Source organism: Paenibacillus allorhizosphaerae (genome assembly GCF_042659105.1).
In the GTDB taxonomy this organism is placed as follows: domain Bacteria; phylum Bacillota; class Bacilli; order Paenibacillales; family NBRC-103111; genus Paenibacillus_G; species Paenibacillus_G allorhizosphaerae.
The window spans coordinates 460,456-476,351 of sequence record NZ_JBHSRV010000002.1 but is presented as its reverse complement, the minus strand read 5'-3'; the positions used below and the strand labels follow the sequence as shown (position 1 = coordinate 476,351).

The window sequence follows — 15,896 nt, the reverse complement described above, 5'->3', positions numbered from 1 at the left end:
CAATCGAATTTCGGCGACGGCCGGTATCGATTGTCGGGCCCTGCATCTCACCAGCAGTCAAATCAAGGCGCAAATACCGCACCTCCATATCATGAGTAGTATGCTATCGTTATTTAATATGAATCGGAGGGACGGTGGATTGCATGTCATATAAACGAACATGCGTTAGCATGGCTGTTTTTGCGGCGATCGCTTTGCTTTACGGTTGCAGCGCAAACTCTCCCGGCGGCGCCGAGATCGATCGACCGTCTCCGAAAGCGACGGATGCGTATACGGGCGGCCCGGTCGAGCTGCTTGTTCAGGACCGGAATACGGGGATTACTGAAGAGGAATTCCAACAGTATTTCGCACAACCGGTCAAAGCGAAAAATCCGGATATTACAATGAAGCTGACCAAAGAAACGAGCATCGAGAAATTGCTTGCTTCCGGCACGACGCCGGACCTTGTCGCAGTTAGTAACACACAATTGGGCGCTTATATCGAAATCGGCTACCCCGAAGATTTGAACCCGATGATCCGGCGTTTCAACGTCGATGTGAGTCGCATCGAGCCGGCCATCGTCGAAGTGATACAAACGGTAAGCCGGAACGGAGCCATGTACGGATTGCCCTTCGGCATGAACCATGGTGCGCTGATGTACAACAAAGATTTGTTCGATAAATTCGGCATTCCGTATCCGAAAGATACGGTGACATGGGAAGAGTATCTCGATTTGTCCAGACGGCTTACGCGCATGGACGGCGGCGTGCAATATATCGGCGGAACGCCCAACAATGTGTTGAACCTGATTCGACAATACGGCGCATCCAATATCGATGCCAAAGACGAGAAAGCCGTGTTTACGACGGATCGGCACAAAGCGGTGTTCTCATTACTGCAGCAGTTTTTCACCATACCCGGTCTCGTCGTCGGCAATACGTATTTGCCGATCAATCTTAACGGCGGCACGCTCGCGATGAAGACGGATTGGATCGCCTCCATCTCCTCGTCCGTCGTCAAAAGCAAGCCGAAGTTCGAGTGGGACCTTGCTGGTTACCCGACGTTCAAAGAGCGTCCGAATCTAGGCAACCCGGTTGATTTTCATATGCTCACCGTATCGAAATCGACCAAACATAAAGAGGCTGCCTACCGTGTGCTGCTCACGATGCTTTCCGAAGAGGCACAAACGGCGCTCAGCAAAAACGGACGTCTGTCCCCGCTTCAAGATCCGAAAATCAAAATGAGCTTCGCCGTGGATGCCAATGTTTTTGCGGGTAAAAATTTGCAAGCGATCTTCAAAACGTCTCCTTCGCCGCTTCCGGACTATTCCATCTGGAAAGCGATAGCCGATCCGTTCCTGAACGACGCGGCCAAAGAGGTGGCAGTGAATAAAAAAGATATCAATACCGCATTGAGGGAAGCTGAAGAAAAAGCGAATCTGGCGATCCAAAAAGAACGTAATGCGAAACGGTAGGTTGACTTGCGCCTGCTTCTTGCTGTATGAAAAAGCTCCCGGGCTAAAGGCCCGGGAGCTTGCCGTCGTCACACGACGAAGGGATATGAAAAAGTATACGTCCCCGATCCGAGACGAAGGCGGACATTGCCCTCTGCTTGCCGGCAGGAAATAATGCCTTCCGCGGTCTCTGCCCGGCGTCCGTTTTCCTGCACTTCCGCAAGCAGCGCTTTCGGAAGCTCGACCGAAGCGGTCGTATTCGGCGGCAGCGTAATCTCGACCGTCAGTCGCCCGTCCGGCTGCTTCCGCCAGCCCGATTCAACCGTGCCGTACATCGTCACAAGCTTTGCGCGCACCCACTCGAACCCGTCGCTCGGCTGCGGGCGAATCTGAAGATGCTTATAGCCGACCGTTTCGCGATCCGTATCCAGACCGGCCAGCACTTGATACATCCAATCGCCGATCGATCCGTACGCGTAATGGTTGTAGGAGTTCATCGCCGTACTCCAGAAAGAGCCGTCCGGCTTGATGCCGTCCCAATGCTCCCACATCGTGGTTGCGCCCTTCAGTACCGAATAGAGCCACGACGGATATTCCTTTTGCAGCACAAGCTTAACTGCCGTCTCGTGGTAACCGTTCTGCGATAGCACATGGCATAAATACGGCGTGCCGACGAATCCGGTCGTCAGACGGTCTTTGTTTTGTTCCACCATTTTGGCGAGCGTACCGGCCACGCGCCGCCTGACCGCGCCGTCCACCAGATCAAACATGAGCGCGAGCACGTGCGCCGTCTGCGTCGGCGCGGCCAGACGCCCTGCCGGCGTCACGAATTCCTTATTGAATGCTTCGACGATCCGGCGGTGCAGCAGCCGGTACTGCTCCGCGTCCTGGGCGTTGCCTAGAATCTCCGCCGTCTTCGCAAGCAGGCTGGTCGAATAAGCGTAAAACGCGGTCGCGATATAATCATTAGGCGTTGCCCCCCGATAGCTGCCTTCTTTGGCATCGAGGCCGAGCCAGTCTCCGTAATGAAAGCCCGTGTTGCGCAAAAACTCGTTATCGCCTTGGCGGCGCATATATTCCACCCAGGCTTTCATGCTGTCGTACTGCTCTTCCAAAATGCGCGTATCCCCATAGCATAAATATACGGTCCACGGGCAAATGACGGCAGCGTCGCCCCATGCCGCGGAACTGTGCGTATGGTCGGCAGGAAGCGCATCCGGTATTACGTGCGGAACGGCTCCATCCTCAAACTGATCGGCTTTCAAGTCCCGAAGCCACTTCGTGAAAAATGGCGCAACATTCATATTAAATGCCGCCGTCCGGATGAACACCTGCGCATCGCCGGTCCAGCCGAGCCGTTCGTCCCGCTGCGGGCAATCGGTCGGGATGTCGAGGAAGTTGCCTTTTTGCCCCCACAGAATGTTGTGCTGCAGCTGATTGATCAGCGGATCGGAGCATTCGAAAAATCCGGTGTGATCCATATCCGTATGAATGACCCTGCCCGTAAAGCTGCTCAAGTCCGGCTCGCCGTCCCAACCTTCCACCTTCACATAACGGAAGCCTTGGAATGTAAAATGCGGCTCGTACGTTTCCGCATCCCCGCCCTTGCATATATATTCAATCCGCTGCTTGGCCGAACGCAAATTGGCGGTGTAGAAGTTGCCTTCCTTATCCAGCACTTCCGCATGCTCCAATACGATCCGATGTCCTGCGCTGGCATTGACCGTGAAACGCACCCAGCCGACCATGTTTTGACCCATATCGATAACCGTTTCGCCCTTAGGCGTGTGGATCACGGCAATCGGCTGAATGTCCTCCACTACCCGTGTCGGATCGTTCTCTTGGGCAACCAAGTGCCCTTTAGGATGATCCAGCACTTCCGCAAGCGTCCAGCTTGAAGCGTTGTAATCGGGGGAACTCCAGCCCGTCAGCTCCAACGTGGCATCGTACTGTTCACCATGATACAGCTCCGCCATCCGGATCGGACCGGATGAAGATACATGCCACGAACGGTCCGTCGACCATACCTGCTCGCTTCCGTCCTCGAATTTCACATGAAGCTGCATCAGAAAAGCGCGCCGGTCGCCATACAGGTTGCGCACACCCTTCCAGGCCAAATTGCCTTTGTACCATCCATCGGCAAGCACGGCGCCGACAACATTCTCTCCTTGACCGATCAAGCCGGTGACGTCGTACGTCTGGTACTGCAGCCGCTTATTGTAACTTGTCCAGCCCGGCGTGAACAGGTCGTCGCTGACACGGCGGCCGTTCAAGTACAGCGTATACAAACCCAGTGCAGTCGCGTAAATACGGGCGGAACGAACTTTTCCCGGCGATGTGAATGGCTTTCTTACATAATCGGCGGGTTCTTCCGCCGGCTTGTCCCCTGTGCCGTCCGACGGTTTGCGGGAAGGCGATATCCACTCCGCTTTCCATGCGGACGTCTCCATCAATCCGGTTTCCCAGTAAGCGGAACTGCTCCATTCCGAACCGGTCCCCTGGTCGTCCCACACGCGAACTCGATAATAGTAACGGGTTCGGGGCTCAAGTTGCGTTCCCTCATAAACGATATGGACGGATTGGTCGGAATCGATCGTACCGGTGTCCCATACGAGTGTGTTAAAGTCCGGATCTTCCTTCGATACATGTATCCGGTAAGCGCTTTGATTCGTATTTCTGCGGCTCGCCTCGATGTTCCAGCCGAGTCTCGGCTTGCGTACATCCAGTCCGAGCGGATTGTTCTTGTACTCGCATTTCAGTCGAACGACTTGCAGTCCCATGTTTGTCATCACCTCAGGCTCGATTTTCCTTCATTGTAGTATGAATGATTGCGATATTTATGGGTTGTTCCCGACATTTATATAGGTCTATAATGACATTACAATCACAAGGAGCGAATGATGACATGACTATTCGAAAAAGCATGCGGACGTTAAAGGGGAAATCGTATTTCGAGCCTGATTTTCCGGTGTATGTCAATCGCGCCGTCGAATCGTTCTCGCTGCTCGAGCACGGCCACGATTTTATGGAGCTATGCTACGTGGCCGAAGGCGGCGGTTATCAATACATCGGCGAGCAGACGCTGCCCGTGAAGCAAGGCGACTGGTTTTTTATACCGGTAGGGGTATCACATGTATTTCGCCCTGCGCATGCCGATACCCGCAGCCGGCTGATCGTATACAACTGCATATTCTCGCCGGAGATGCTTGACCGAATTACCGAGAGCCAGGCGTGTCTTTTGCCGGAGGAAGAACTGTCCGTGTTTCGCCTTCTCCGTCAAGAAATGCGCTGGCTTCGGGCCAAAGAGCAGAGCAACGAGATTCACACGCTGATGAGCCGGCTTCATCTGGAGTATACGCTTCACAAGGAAGCGCGCCGCACCATGATCGTGAGCTGTTTGACCCAACTGATCGTCGCGTTTGCAAGATCGGTTTATTCGGAAGAGACGGCAGCGGCGGACAAAGGGGAGACGAGATTCGACGAAGTGCTGCTGTGGATTGAACATAACTCGGAGGCTCCGCCCCTTCTGGAAGAAGCCGCCGCCCGGCTCAACGTTGGCAAGCGGCATTTTCAACGGCTTTTCGTGAAAGCGACCGGACAAACATACTCCGATTACATTCAGACGATCCGGGTACACCGGTGCTGCGAGCTGCTGCGGACGACCGATTGGAAGGTGTACGCGGTTGCCGAACGGGCAGGATTCAAAGATATGAAGCACTTCTACGCGCTTTTCAAAAGGAAGACGGGAATGACTCCCGGCGAGTTCAGGCAAAGCTGATCCGGCTATGACGCGTACTCCCTCTATCCTACTCATGCTGCAAGGTAGAGCCCATCGCGAAAGTCAAATAAGCCTTGATCCGTCATCGCGAACGACCTACAATGATAGGCGCTGGCCGAACCGGGTTCGGAATGAATTTGGTCGCTGGGATTCCAATCCATAAATTTGAACAATTGCGGGTGCCCCACTCATTTCCTGATTTTACCTCGAAGCCTTTAGGTGGGCGTATTTCGTCCGATCAAGTCTAAGACAGAAGGAGAAAATCAGTGAAGAAGAAACAATCGGCAAAAAGGCTCAGACGTCTTGGAACGATGGTACTTGGGCTCGTCATCGCCGGACAAACGTTGGCATGCTCGCCGCTTTCCGGAGCAGGCGGTTCTATCGCCAAAGCGGCCGCGCCGGAGCAGCAGGCAGTCGTCAGCACCTGGATGTGGAATCCGTACTTGATCACAGACAAGGACAATACGTTGCGGCAGTTGGCGGAGAAAGGCGTGAATCGTCTGTATTTGTTTATCGACCCGGATTTCTCGGCAACGTATTACAAGGAGTTCATCCGCGCGGCGCATGCGGGCGGCATCAAGGTACATGCAATGAGCGGTGCGCCCGATTGGGTGCTTCCCGAACACAACTACAAAATGTACAAATTCATTTATTGGGTGAAACAGTACAACGCCGGCGCCCAAGCGGAAGAACAGTTCGACGGTATCCATCTGGATGTGGAACCGTACGTGATGCCGCAGTGGAAGCAGCAGTCGGACGCAATTATCGGCCTGTGGACCGATACCGTGAGCGGATTTGTACAGGAAGTGAAGAGCGACACCGATTTGACCGTCGGCATCGATATGCCGGTTTGGATTGATTCCTACCGCGTTCGCGACGGTTACGGCGGCATGACGACACTTTCGGACCGTCTCATTCGCATGGTGGAGCAGGTGACGCTCATGGCTTACATTGATAATGCCAAAGACATTATCGATTCGGTCAAGAACGAACTGGCCGAAGCGGATCTGGCTGGCGTTCCTGCGTTGATCGCGGTGGATACCGTTGACAGCGGAGAACCGGGCGGCAGCTTCTATACGAAGGGTTACGTTTCCATGAACGCAGAGCTCGGCAAAATAAATGAAGCTCTCGGAAGTCATGCCTCCTATAAAGGAACAGCCGTTCACGAATGGGATAGTTGGCTGAGGCTCGGGAATTAGCGTTTCATCCGCCAGCGGGTTGCAGTGGACCCTGAGCATAAGCGGTACGGAGACGACGGTTAATTCCCAGGTTTATAGCAAAAAAAGATTGGCGGGATTCTCACAAAAGACGCTCCCGCCAATCCTCAGCAGCCCATAACCTGTACTCACTGGAGTCCGCCACGAAGCTTTACTTTGGATATGAAGTTATCACGTTTCCCAATGTAGCGTATATTGGTTCAATTGCGGATCCTATTAGCGCAGTTCCAACCGGCCGGGTGGGCATTCTCTTGATGAATAAGATAAAAGCTCCTCCGGAACCGCATTCGGCAGCTCGTCGATGTCGCCCCCATATGCACATGAAAAAGGCACAGCTCCGACTGAGGAACGCTGCGCCTTTTTGCTAATTTGCTGATATTTGATGATATCGGTTGTCCAGTTGATTGATTTGGGATGTCAGCCGTCTCAGCGACGAATTGATTTCTTTGAATGATTCTCCGATTGCCGTAATTTCCCGGCCCGCGTGACTCATCTCCTGCAGCAGCCGGTCGATATCCGACTTGGTAATGGTAGCCGCTTTCAATTGAATCCCTCCTAATTGCTAACATAAGTTTAACGAATCGTTGCTGATTCGAATTTTTCTTTCGCCTACTATACTGTTCGCAGACCGACTGCATTTTGGGAGGGAAGCACTAACATTTGTTTGCCTCTCCATTAGGGAACAATATAAAAATGCTTTCCAGCCGCGCTGGAACTGGACACGACATGACGATCCCCGCTGCCTGGCGGGTTCGAAGAACGCGTTACCATGCCTTGCACGAACAGGTGATAATAAGAAGGCAGCTCCAGTTCTTCTCCCGGGGACAGCTTCGTCATGTCTGCTCCGCGAACGAGATATGACGGATCCTGCGGAGCTTTAAATTTCCCGTAATAAATGCCGGGAGGAACGACGACCGTGAAATAATCGAATACTCCTTCGGGCAGCATGTCTTGCATGCGGAGACGGTCCAGCTGAGTAAAGAGCGTTATCACCGGCAACAAGCTGTTAGGAAACGGAGGCGGCTGCCGGTTCATCGGCTTACCTGGCTCCTTCGGGTATTCTTCCGTATACCGGATTTGATACTGCCGCGAATCCGGGCGAAGACTGACAAAGTAACCTGTGGTCTTTGAACCCGTCATTGTCATGCGCAATTCACGCAAAGCGCCGTCCGGCTCGAAACTGAATGAAAAATCGCTTACGGACAAATATTCGCGAAGCGTTCCGGCAAGCCGCCGTTGATCTTTCTGCCAGCTCATGCGATATACGTTGTCGTTGGAAACTGGCAACTCGACCGAACGCTCCACGCGCCGCATATCCGGCAGCAGGCAATAAATGAACATGATGGCAAACACGAGCAAACCGAGATACGCCGCTTTCCTTTTGACTGCCGCATTGACGGCCGGCCGAAAAAACATCCCGTAAACGAAAAATCCCAGCGGAATGCCGAATTGATTGATACGAAACGTAAAAGCGCCCAATATCACATACCCGACCAGTTTGAGTCCGAGCACCGGCTCGTCGGCTTCGCGTTTGTTATGCAGCGGAATCAACAGGAGGAACGGCAGCACGCTGACGATCCACAGCACATATTTGAGCCAGGGAAATTCGTACAAAAGCATTCCTCCATTCCTCGAAACCATCCAATATTGCTTGCCGATCATTAAACGAAGCGGCACGGCCAAATGTTTCAAAGCCGCTGCGTTTTATAAGACAAATAAAAAAAGCTCCCGCGGGGGAGCATCGCAAAAAAGCACAAGCCTTCGTAAAAAAAGACATGTTTATCATCAAGGAACAACTGTAAGATAGTGGATATCCATTTTGCGTAGGCAGGAGAATCGTATGCATCGTTTAACCGAGCAGCAGTTATTGCACATTATTCGTCAAGCGGACGCCATCCCGTTCGAGAAGGAATTTGTCGATTTGTTGCGTCAAGAGTTAAGCCGCAGAAGCATGAAGCAAACTTCATCCGTTGCAAGCCAGCCCGGAGAAAAGCCTTTCGTCCTCATGGGTTCAAAGTCAAATTAAGATTGAAGCTATTCATTCGTCAAATATTTGGCGATGACGCTCTCGTATACGCTTTTCGGACGCAGTCCGACCAGCTTCTCCACCGGTTCTCCATCGTGAAACAAAATCACGGTCGGCATGGACATCACGCCGTAGTCGGATGCGGTTCTCGGGGAGTCGTCGCAATCGATTTTGGCGATGGACATTCGATCGCCCATTGTCGCTTCCAGTTCCTCCAAAATAGGCAGCAGCACTCTGCACGGCGGACAATGGACGGACCCGAAGTCAATGAGCGTTACCCCCTGCTTGCGAATTCCATCGCGAAATGTATTGTCATCCAGTAACAACATACGAACCATCCCTTTCCTTGTGTGCTTGCTGTTCGTGCATGATGGATTGAATCCGTTCTTCCAGATTCGACTGAATGTGCTGGAGCAGCCGGATTTGCCCGTTGATTTCTTCCAGCTTTTGCCGATAGACAGGAAGCACTTCCTGACAAAACGCTTCCTTGTTTTTGATAACGCAGTGCAGGAATCCGGCGATTTGCTCGGTCGATAAACCGAGGCTCAAGTAAAATTGAATGGTGCGCACCTGCTCTACCGCGAGCGGGGAATAATTCCGGTACCCGTTATCGTGGCGGGAAGGTACGAGCAAGTTCTGCTCTTCGTAATAGCGCAGCGAGCGGATGCTGACCCCTGTTCGTTTCGAGAGCTCCCCGATTTTCATATGCGTACGTCTCCTTCCGTTAGCGGCTGTTCATTCATTATAAACCATAACATTGATGTGAGAGTCAAGAAATAAAAAAAGACCGGTTCGCGGCCGAAAACCGGCGAACTGGCCTCTTTCATGTCGTCTACGCTTAAATATGCGCTTCAATAATGCGAGCTACGCCGTCTTCCACATTCGTCAGGGCAATGACATCCGCTATCGCCTTCACCGTGTCCTGGGCGTTCCCCATCGCCACTCCCAAGCCGGCTGCTTTGATCATCGGCACATCGTTCAGACTGTCGCCGATCGCGATCACTTCGGACATTTGAATGCCGAGGATGCGGCATACTTCCTGCAAGCCGCTCGCTTTGCTGATGCCCGGTGCGTTCAGTTCGATATTTGTGACGTCGGAGTTGCTGATTTCGAAGGCATTCCACGTCTCCAGTTCGCTGCGGATTTCTTTCAGCAGGTCGATATTTTTGCTGCTGATGCCAAGCTGCAGCCAGCGAAGCGAATGAACGTCATCCGGCAAATTCGTTTTGTTGACGCGACCTTCCACCGTATGCGACCAAAAGTTGACCTGTTCGGCATAGGCCGGAATCACTTCGGTCAATAGGCGCGAGACGAGATTCGAATCGATCACATGTCTGGCATGAAGCTTGTCCGGCAAGCTCCACACTTCGCTGCCGTTATTGATTACGAGAGGGGTCTCGAGCTGCAAATCCTGCGCATAGACGGACGCATCCGAGATCGGCCTGCCGGTTGCCAGCGTCACACGAACCCCCGCCTCGATGGCGCGCCCAATCCATAGCCGATTTTGTTCCGAGATTTGCTTTTTGGGGTTGAGCAGCGTTCCATCCATGTCCAGCGCAATCAATTTATAAGTCACGTTTGTTCCTCCGTTCCGATCCGCATCGGTTTTTTCTGTATAATTATCGTCGAAGAAGGGGACTCCTCCCGCTTCCTGCTCTTACATATTGACAAAACAAGACATATCAGTCAATTGTTTTCTTCGTCATACGAACAACTTTTTTGGGGAATAATCACAACAATACCCATTCCTTGTTTTTGAAACGTCTACAAATGAGGTGTTCGCCGGTGACTTATATTTGCGAAGTATGCAATGGATTGGAATCGTTGTCGAGCAGCTGTCCCACATGTCTTCAACCCGCCGATGATCAAGGAAAACTAAGCGACTTTTACGGCCCATACTCTCCTTACAGACCGATCGACGATCTGAAGGCGACAAACGGATTTGACGATGCAAGGCAGCACCTGTGCATTCATCTGGCTTACTGCCCGAACTGCTCCGCATCGTTTCCCGTCTCCGTCCATGAGCATGCGGGAATGGAATAACGTACAACGCAAAAAAGCGGAAATGCGCCACCTCGGCCATCTCCGCTCTTGAAGTTATGATCAACGCTTCGGCGCGAGTTCGATCGCTTGCCGGATCGCTTCCTTCATGCTCTGTTCGTCCGCAATCCCTTTGCCGGCAATGTCGAATGCCGTTCCGTGGTCCACGCTCGTTCGAATGATCGGAAGACCGACCGTAATATTCACGCCCGCTTCGAGCCCCAATACTTTTACCGGTCCGTGCCCCTGGTCGTGGTACATGGCCACTACAATATCGAAATCTCCCCTTGTCGTCCGAAAAAACAAAGTGTCCGCTGGCAGCGGGCCGACCACTTTAACGCCTTCCCTCTGCGCGCGCTCTACCGCCGGAATGACTTTCTCCTCTTCTTCGCCGTAGCCGAACAGTCCGTTCTCTCCGGCGTGGGGGTTAATGCCGCAGACGGCGATACGAGGCTGATCGTAGCCCGCCTTTTGCAGCGTTTCGTGCGCAAGCCGGATCACCTTGTATACCCGTTCCGGATTGATCATGTTCACGGCATCGATGATGCCGACATGCGTTGTCACGTGAATGACTTTCAATTTCGGCGCCGACAGCATCATGGAGTAGTCCTTCGTGCCCGTTAACTCGGCCAATATTTCCGTATGCCCCGGATATACATGCCCGCCTTTATGCAGCGCTTCTTTATTGAGCGGCGCCGTACAGATCGCATCGATTTCTCCCGAATTCGCCAGCTCGATCGCTTTTTTCAAATACATGAAAGCGGCATATCCGGCTTCCGCCGAAACTTTTCCGAAGGACAGGTCCGCAGGCAGCAGATCCAGATCCAAGCAGTCTACAACGCCGTGAGCGTACTGAGCTTCTTTCGGAGTGGAGATCGTTCGTACGGAAAGCTTGCTCTTCAGGAGGTTACCGGCTCTTTCCAGCATCTTCGCGTCCCCGATGACAAACGGACGGCAGCTATCGTAGACGCCCCTGTCGTCCAAAGCCTTCATTATGATTTCCGGGCCGACTCCTGCGCCGTCCCCCATCGTAAGCCCTATAATCGGTCTGCTCATCGTCATTCTTCTCCTTTCAAGCTTTGCATCGCATGCCACAGCGACTTCTTGTCGCCGAAAGCGCCCGCTTTGGTCACCGTCATTACATTTTCCGATCCCAGCAGTCTTCCGAGCGGTATGCCCGGCTCAAGCTCCCGGACCAGCTCGATCCCGTGAACGCCCATATGCCGGCATACTGCCTTGGCCGTATCGCCGCCGGTAAGGACGAGTCCCTGAAGACGATGCTTTGCCGCAATGTTCGCCGCGATGCCGCCTAACGCATCTGCAATCCGATTCGACACGCCGGAGGAATCGAGTCCTATGCTTGCACCCAGCTCTTTGGCGGAAGCGACCTGCTCCGGCGATGAACCCGCGTGGAACGATACGTCGGCTCCGCGCTCCAATGCCGCGGATATCGCGGAGAGGCAGCGCTCTCCCACGAGTCTGTGCCGCTCCGGAGACGCAAGCAGAGCGATCGGGTCCAATTCGACATCGGCTACATCGTTTTGCGCGTTTACGTAACCGACCTGCTCCCGGGTCACCTTGGAAATGCTGCCCGCCACCAGCATGACGGGACTGCCGTCCCGAACCGCAGCCACCGGCCGCGAAGCCGTCTGTACTTCCACCGGCAAGTGTTCGGCCAAACCGGCGGAGCCCGCCCACAACACGCGGCTTCCAAATAACGGTACCAGCTCCGCAATGCGTTGCATATCCTCGTCCGTCTCTGCATCAAGCACTAGCAGTCGTTTTTGCTGTTCGAGCATTTCCTTTACCATCACGACCAAGTTCGAAATTCCGCTTCGAACGGACGAAAGACTTAAACAACCGACAGGATGCCGGGATTGGGATGCGAGCAGCTTGCATACGTCCGACTCCGGCACGGGAGTTTTCGGATCTCTTGCAATTTCGGTCTCGCTGACCGGAACACCGTTTAAATAGTGAATGCCCTCAAGCGTCGTTCGGCCGATTCTGGGAAAAGCCGGAACGACCACGGCGGCTTCAAAGCCGAACGCATCCAAGACGGCGTCGATTTCTTGTCCCAAATTTCCGCGTAAAGTCGAATCCATCTTTTTATATATAAAGTCGAATCCCTCGCCTTTTAACGCTTCAGCAGCGCTGCGGACGCGCCGGTACGCTTCCTCGCCCGGAACGGACCTACTGTCCGTATCAAGCACGATCGTTTGCAAGTCTTCGGAATTTCCTGAAAGTCCGTTCCAGTCAAAAATAACCTGCGTATGCAGTCCTTTTCTAGCAAGCTGTACGCCGGAATCGGACGCCCCCGTCAAATCATCCGCAATTATAGCTAACCTCTTCAATACTACTTCCTCCCCCAGGCGTTTATAAAGGCGGGCTTTCTTACAAAACGGCATGTCCGTCCCGGCACCGATTGTACCAGGGCATCCCGCTTTACGCCCGTCAGCGGACCACGCCGACCCGTTTGGCCCACCAAGCGGTTACGATCGGCACCAATATAGCCGTAACGATAACGCAGGAGGCTACAAGCGCGGTTGCTGTCGGCACCACAGGTGCATATGCGGCGTTGGCGGCTGCAACCGCAGCGGGAACGCCCGCGGCATTGCCCGCGGTAGAGGCGGCCGACAAGCCGGCAACCCCGTTGCCGCCCGTCAGCTTATCCGTAAACAGCAGCGCGATGCCCGTAATCACAACTACGGAAATGCCTAGCAGCACGCCGAGCAAACCCGCCTTCCATACATTTTGCAGATTCAGCCCTGCGCCAAGCGCAAAGGCGAAGAACGGAACGAGCACAGGAACCGCTTTACTCAAAAACTCACGCATCTCTTTGTCCAAATTACCGAGAATCATGCCGACAACGAGCGGTAAAATCGCACCGACCAGCGTCTGCCACGGGAAAGCGGCGAGACCGGCAACGCCGAGCGAAATCATCGTCAAGAACGGTCCCGATTCAAGGCTCATGATGGAATACGCGCCGACATCTTCTTTCTTGCCAAACTGCCCCATAAGCGCCATATACAACCCACCGTTCGTATCGTTCATCGCGGCCACGATAGCGAGTACGGACAAACCTGCAAATAATCCGCTTTCGATCATGCCTTCCCCGATAAATTGAGCGGCGATCAAACCGACGATCATCGCGATTGCAACTTTCGTAATGAGCAGGGTGCCGCCTTTTTTCAAAATATACGGCGTCGCTTTAAAGTCGATCGTCGAACCCATGCAGACGTAAAAAACGGCCAGTATCGGCAGCGAGCCCGTGAGAAGCGCTCCAGTAAACGAACCGAAAGTTTTAGAGGCTGCCGGGAATAACGTATTGACAATGGCGCCGATCAGCAGCGGCACGATCATCATTCCCCCCGGAATTCGCTCGATGGTTGCTTTAATTTTCATGATGATGCCTCCCTTTAATGCGTTGTTTATTTTTGCAACATTATTACATGATGTAAGCGTTGCATTTCATATTATACGCGCAGGAGCTCTTTTTACACAACGTTAATTATGTTTCATTTTTAAACAGTTTATTTGCTTTTCTCCATAATGTCGTGCGATTGATTCCTAGCCTTTTACAGGCCTTAGACTGATTTAGCCCTTCTTCTTGAAGAACATGCCACAATATACGCGCTTCGATCTCTTCGAACGTACCGCTCAGATCGATCTGGACATACGACTCGGCTTGCACCCGACTACCGTCCGGCCGCTCCAAACGTTCCAGCACCTCTGCTGCATCGCCTGATTCGATATAGTGTCCTCTGGTTGTAATTAACATCTCCTGAATCGTATTTTCCAATTCGGCGATATTGCCGGGCCACTCGTACTGAACAAGCCGCTCCAGCACCCGGTCCCGGATACCGACAATTTGTTTTCCCGATTCCGAATTGTAATCCGCGATCATCACCCTGACGATCTCCTCCAGATCCTCGGGCCGCTCCCGCAGCGGCGGAACATTCAGTTGCAGCTCTGCGATCATCGTCAGCAGCTCAACGCTATATTCCGTTCGATGCTGCAGCTTGGTCAGCGGGACGAGGGAGGAAGCGACAAGGCGTACATTGTTGCTGCGCCGAAGGGCATGCAGCCACTTCGTTTGCGCAAAACGCGTCAACCGGTCGGCATTTTTCAAATAAAGCGTACCGCCGAATCCTCCCTCGAACAACCCGGGCGCGTGAGCTGTGCCGGACAACAGCATTTCCGTCTGCTCGTCCGTCATTTCGTCGCAGGCGATCATATAAAAGCCTTGATCCCGCCGCTTGCTCGCCGAATGAACGGCCTGGGCGAACATCGATTTTCCGGAGCCTTTCTCGCCGGATATCCATATGCTGCGGTCCGATGCCGCAAATTTTTTAGCCCGGCTCACGGTCTTTTGCAGAGCGGAGCTGGAACCAATCAACTGATCAAAGGAGACTACCCGCGGCGGAATGCGCACCGGGTTAAGCTGATCGATCCGCCACTGCTCTACCGCCTCCAGTCGTACGAGCCAGCCCTGTTTGCCGTCCACCCGATGCCTTATCGCGTTCACCCGGAACTGCCTTTCCTGCATATGCACATACTGCTCCATCTCCGTCTGCATGGCTTCCTCCGCCTGCTTGATGAGTCCCGCTAACGAAGGCGAGGAGAGGATGAGGCTGCTTCCTTGAAGCTGATCCTCCTTAGTCCCGAGAGGCCGGCATGCCGCCTGATTGGCATAACGAATCGTTCTGGTCTCATCCAGAACGACGATTCCGCGTGAGTCCGCAGCCATGATTTGTTCATAAAAACGCATTTGTTCCCGCCCCCGGCGGTACACCTCGTACACCCTGCGAACGAGATCCAACGCTTCCGTGACCGACTCCCGGCCGGAGGTGATCAGGATTCCGTGATAACCCATCTCCTGGGCCGTCCGTACGGTGACGACGTCGCCGAGCACGATTTTCACCCCGGAACGAAACGCTTCCCGAAGCGCGCCTTCCACCTGGGATTCATGGTCGACAACGTATGCCGGAATATCGATGTCGAGCAAGCTCGAAACGGCTGCGCCCCCATGGCAAACGTTCGGGAAACCGATGATTGCCACTTTGGAGTTGGCATTTTTGATCAGCGTCAGCACGCGCAAAATATCGTATCCGGAAACGGGAATATCGACAACCGGCAGCGCGGTATGCTTTCGGATTAACGTTGCGGTGCCGCCCCTGCTGACAATGATGTCGTACCCTTTCCGTTCGGCCTGCTGGGCAAGCGGAATTGCTTCCTGCAGATCGGCCGTCTCCACATCCATATCGATCGAGCCGTCATCCCCAGCCATATCCACCAGCAGGTCCTTTAAACCGGGATACGGCGCGATAGCCAGCACTCGGATTTTCATACTATAGTCCTCCCCTTGTTGCAAAATGAATCAATTTAACCATAGTATACTACAA

The 15,896-nt window shown here is 53.4% G+C and carries 15 protein-coding genes; 5 read left to right on the top strand and 10 right to left on the bottom strand.

Annotation, left to right across the window (positions count from 1 at the left end):
• Nucleotides 1-143: 143 nt before the first annotated feature.
• Nucleotides 144-1,454 carry an ABC transporter substrate-binding protein gene (locus ACFQI7_RS10715; protein WP_218099265.1) on the top strand — a complete coding sequence of 437 codons (1,311 nt, stop codon included), beginning with the start codon at nt 144-146 and terminating at the stop codon, nt 1,452-1,454.
• A gap of 68 nt (nt 1,455-1,522) precedes the next feature.
• On the opposite strand, the gene ACFQI7_RS10710 is transcribed toward ACFQI7_RS10715, so the two are convergent.
• Entirely contained in the window at nt 1,523-4,213 is a 2,691-nt protein-coding gene (locus ACFQI7_RS10710; protein ID WP_230414956.1) for an alpha-L-rhamnosidase, read from the bottom strand.
• A gap of 125 nt (nt 4,214-4,338) precedes the next feature.
• Between ACFQI7_RS10710 and ACFQI7_RS10705 the strand changes: the two genes are divergently transcribed.
• On the top strand, nt 4,339-5,211 hold the full coding sequence (locus ACFQI7_RS10705; protein WP_218099266.1) for an AraC family transcriptional regulator: 873 nt from the start codon (nt 4,339-4,341) through the stop codon (nt 5,209-5,211).
• A gap of 266 nt (nt 5,212-5,477) precedes the next feature.
• Entirely contained in the window at nt 5,478-6,410 is a 933-nt protein-coding gene (locus tag ACFQI7_RS10700) for an alpha-amylase family protein (RefSeq protein WP_218099267.1), read from the top strand.
• A gap of 382 nt (nt 6,411-6,792) precedes the next feature.
• On the opposite strand, the gene ACFQI7_RS10695 is transcribed toward ACFQI7_RS10700, so the two are convergent.
• Together ACFQI7_RS10695 and ACFQI7_RS10690 are read right to left on the bottom strand one after the other, a co-directional pair.
• Nucleotides 6,793-6,972, bottom strand: coding sequence for a hypothetical protein (locus tag ACFQI7_RS10695; RefSeq protein ID WP_218099268.1), 180 nt, complete (start codon nt 6,970-6,972; stop codon nt 6,793-6,795).
• 131 nt (nt 6,973-7,103) lie between these two features.
• Entirely contained in the window at nt 7,104-8,042 is a 939-nt protein-coding gene (locus ACFQI7_RS10690; RefSeq protein ID WP_218099269.1) for a hypothetical protein, read from the bottom strand.
• A 226-nt stretch (nt 8,043-8,268) separates the two neighbouring features.
• Between ACFQI7_RS10690 and sda the strand changes: the two genes are divergently transcribed.
• Nucleotides 8,269-8,454, top strand: a complete 186-nt coding sequence (sda, locus tag ACFQI7_RS10685) for a sporulation histidine kinase inhibitor Sda (protein ID WP_218099270.1) — start codon at nt 8,269-8,271, stop codon at nt 8,452-8,454.
• Nucleotides 8,455-8,462: 8 nt separating this feature from the next.
• Here the strand turns inward: sda and ACFQI7_RS10680 are convergent, their stop codons facing one another.
• The 3 genes from ACFQI7_RS10680 to ACFQI7_RS10670 all read right to left on the bottom strand — a co-directional run bounded on the left by ACFQI7_RS10680 (nt 8,463) and on the right by ACFQI7_RS10670 (nt 10,030).
• Nucleotides 8,463-8,783 carry a thioredoxin family protein gene (locus ACFQI7_RS10680; RefSeq protein ID WP_230414958.1) on the bottom strand — a complete coding sequence of 107 codons (321 nt, stop codon included), beginning with the start codon at nt 8,781-8,783 and terminating at the stop codon, nt 8,463-8,465.
• Nucleotides 8,767-9,159 (bottom strand): MerR family transcriptional regulator, encoded by a 393-nt coding sequence (locus tag ACFQI7_RS10675; RefSeq protein ID WP_218099272.1) that lies wholly within the window; start codon nt 9,157-9,159, stop codon nt 8,767-8,769. The genes ACFQI7_RS10680 and ACFQI7_RS10675 overlap by 17 nt, the downstream gene beginning before the upstream one ends.
• Before the next feature lie 133 nt (nt 9,160-9,292).
• A complete protein-coding gene (locus tag ACFQI7_RS10670) occupies nt 9,293-10,030 on the bottom strand; it encodes a Cof-type HAD-IIB family hydrolase (RefSeq protein WP_230414961.1) in 738 nt (245 codons plus the stop codon).
• A 209-nt stretch (nt 10,031-10,239) separates the two neighbouring features.
• On the opposite strand from ACFQI7_RS10670, the gene ACFQI7_RS10665 reads away from it, so the two are divergent.
• Complete coding sequence (locus ACFQI7_RS10665) at nt 10,240-10,497, top strand: hypothetical protein (protein ID WP_218099273.1); 258 nt, start codon at nt 10,240-10,242, stop codon at nt 10,495-10,497.
• A 60-nt stretch (nt 10,498-10,557) separates the two neighbouring features.
• Here the strand turns inward: ACFQI7_RS10665 and pdxA are convergent, their stop codons facing one another.
• The 4 genes from pdxA to ACFQI7_RS10645 all read right to left on the bottom strand — a co-directional run bounded on the left by pdxA (nt 10,558) and on the right by ACFQI7_RS10645 (nt 15,841).
• Nucleotides 10,558-11,556, bottom strand: a complete 999-nt coding sequence (gene pdxA / locus ACFQI7_RS10660; protein WP_218099274.1) for a 4-hydroxythreonine-4-phosphate dehydrogenase PdxA — start codon at nt 11,554-11,556, stop codon at nt 10,558-10,560.
• Nucleotides 11,553-12,845, bottom strand: coding sequence for a four-carbon acid sugar kinase family protein (locus ACFQI7_RS10655; RefSeq protein WP_230414963.1), 1,293 nt, complete (start codon nt 12,843-12,845; stop codon nt 11,553-11,555). Before ACFQI7_RS10655 ends, pdxA begins: the two co-directional genes overlap by 4 nt.
• A gap of 100 nt (nt 12,846-12,945) precedes the next feature.
• On the bottom strand, nt 12,946-13,896 hold the full coding sequence (locus ACFQI7_RS10650) for a 2-keto-3-deoxygluconate permease (RefSeq protein WP_218099276.1): 951 nt from the start codon (nt 13,894-13,896) through the stop codon (nt 12,946-12,948).
• 106 nt (nt 13,897-14,002) lie between these two features.
• Nucleotides 14,003-15,841, bottom strand: a complete 1,839-nt coding sequence (locus ACFQI7_RS10645) for a sigma-54-dependent Fis family transcriptional regulator (protein ID WP_218099277.1) — start codon at nt 15,839-15,841, stop codon at nt 14,003-14,005.
• Between the last annotated feature and the right edge of the window lie 55 nt (nt 15,842-15,896).

Excerpts from the sequence above, each read along its gene's own strand:
- ACFQI7_RS10715 (WP_218099265.1), top strand. The coding sequence starts at position 144 with ATGTCATATAAACGAACATGCGTTAGCATGGCTGTTTTTGCGGCGATC.
- ACFQI7_RS10710 (WP_230414956.1), bottom strand. The coding sequence starts at position 4,213 with ATGGGACTGCAAGTCGTTCGACTGAAATGCGAGTACAAGAACAATCCG.
- ACFQI7_RS10705 (WP_218099266.1), top strand. The coding sequence starts at position 4,339 with ATGACTATTCGAAAAAGCATGCGGACGTTAAAGGGGAAATCGTATTTC.
- sda (WP_218099270.1), top strand. The coding sequence starts at position 8,269 with ATGCATCGTTTAACCGAGCAGCAGTTATTGCACATTATTCGTCAAGCG.
- ACFQI7_RS10680 (WP_230414958.1), bottom strand. The coding sequence starts at position 8,783 with ATGTTGTTACTGGATGACAATACATTTCGCGATGGAATTCGCAAGCAG.
- ACFQI7_RS10675 (WP_218099272.1), bottom strand. The coding sequence starts at position 9,159 with ATGAAAATCGGGGAGCTCTCGAAACGAACAGGGGTCAGCATCCGCTCG.
- pdxA (WP_218099274.1), bottom strand. The coding sequence starts at position 11,556 with ATGACGATGAGCAGACCGATTATAGGGCTTACGATGGGGGACGGCGCA.
- ACFQI7_RS10650 (WP_218099276.1), bottom strand. The coding sequence starts at position 13,896 with ATGAAAATTAAAGCAACCATCGAGCGAATTCCGGGGGGAATGATGATC.
- ACFQI7_RS10645 (WP_218099277.1), bottom strand. The coding sequence starts at position 15,841 with ATGAAAATCCGAGTGCTGGCTATCGCGCCGTATCCCGGTTTAAAGGAC.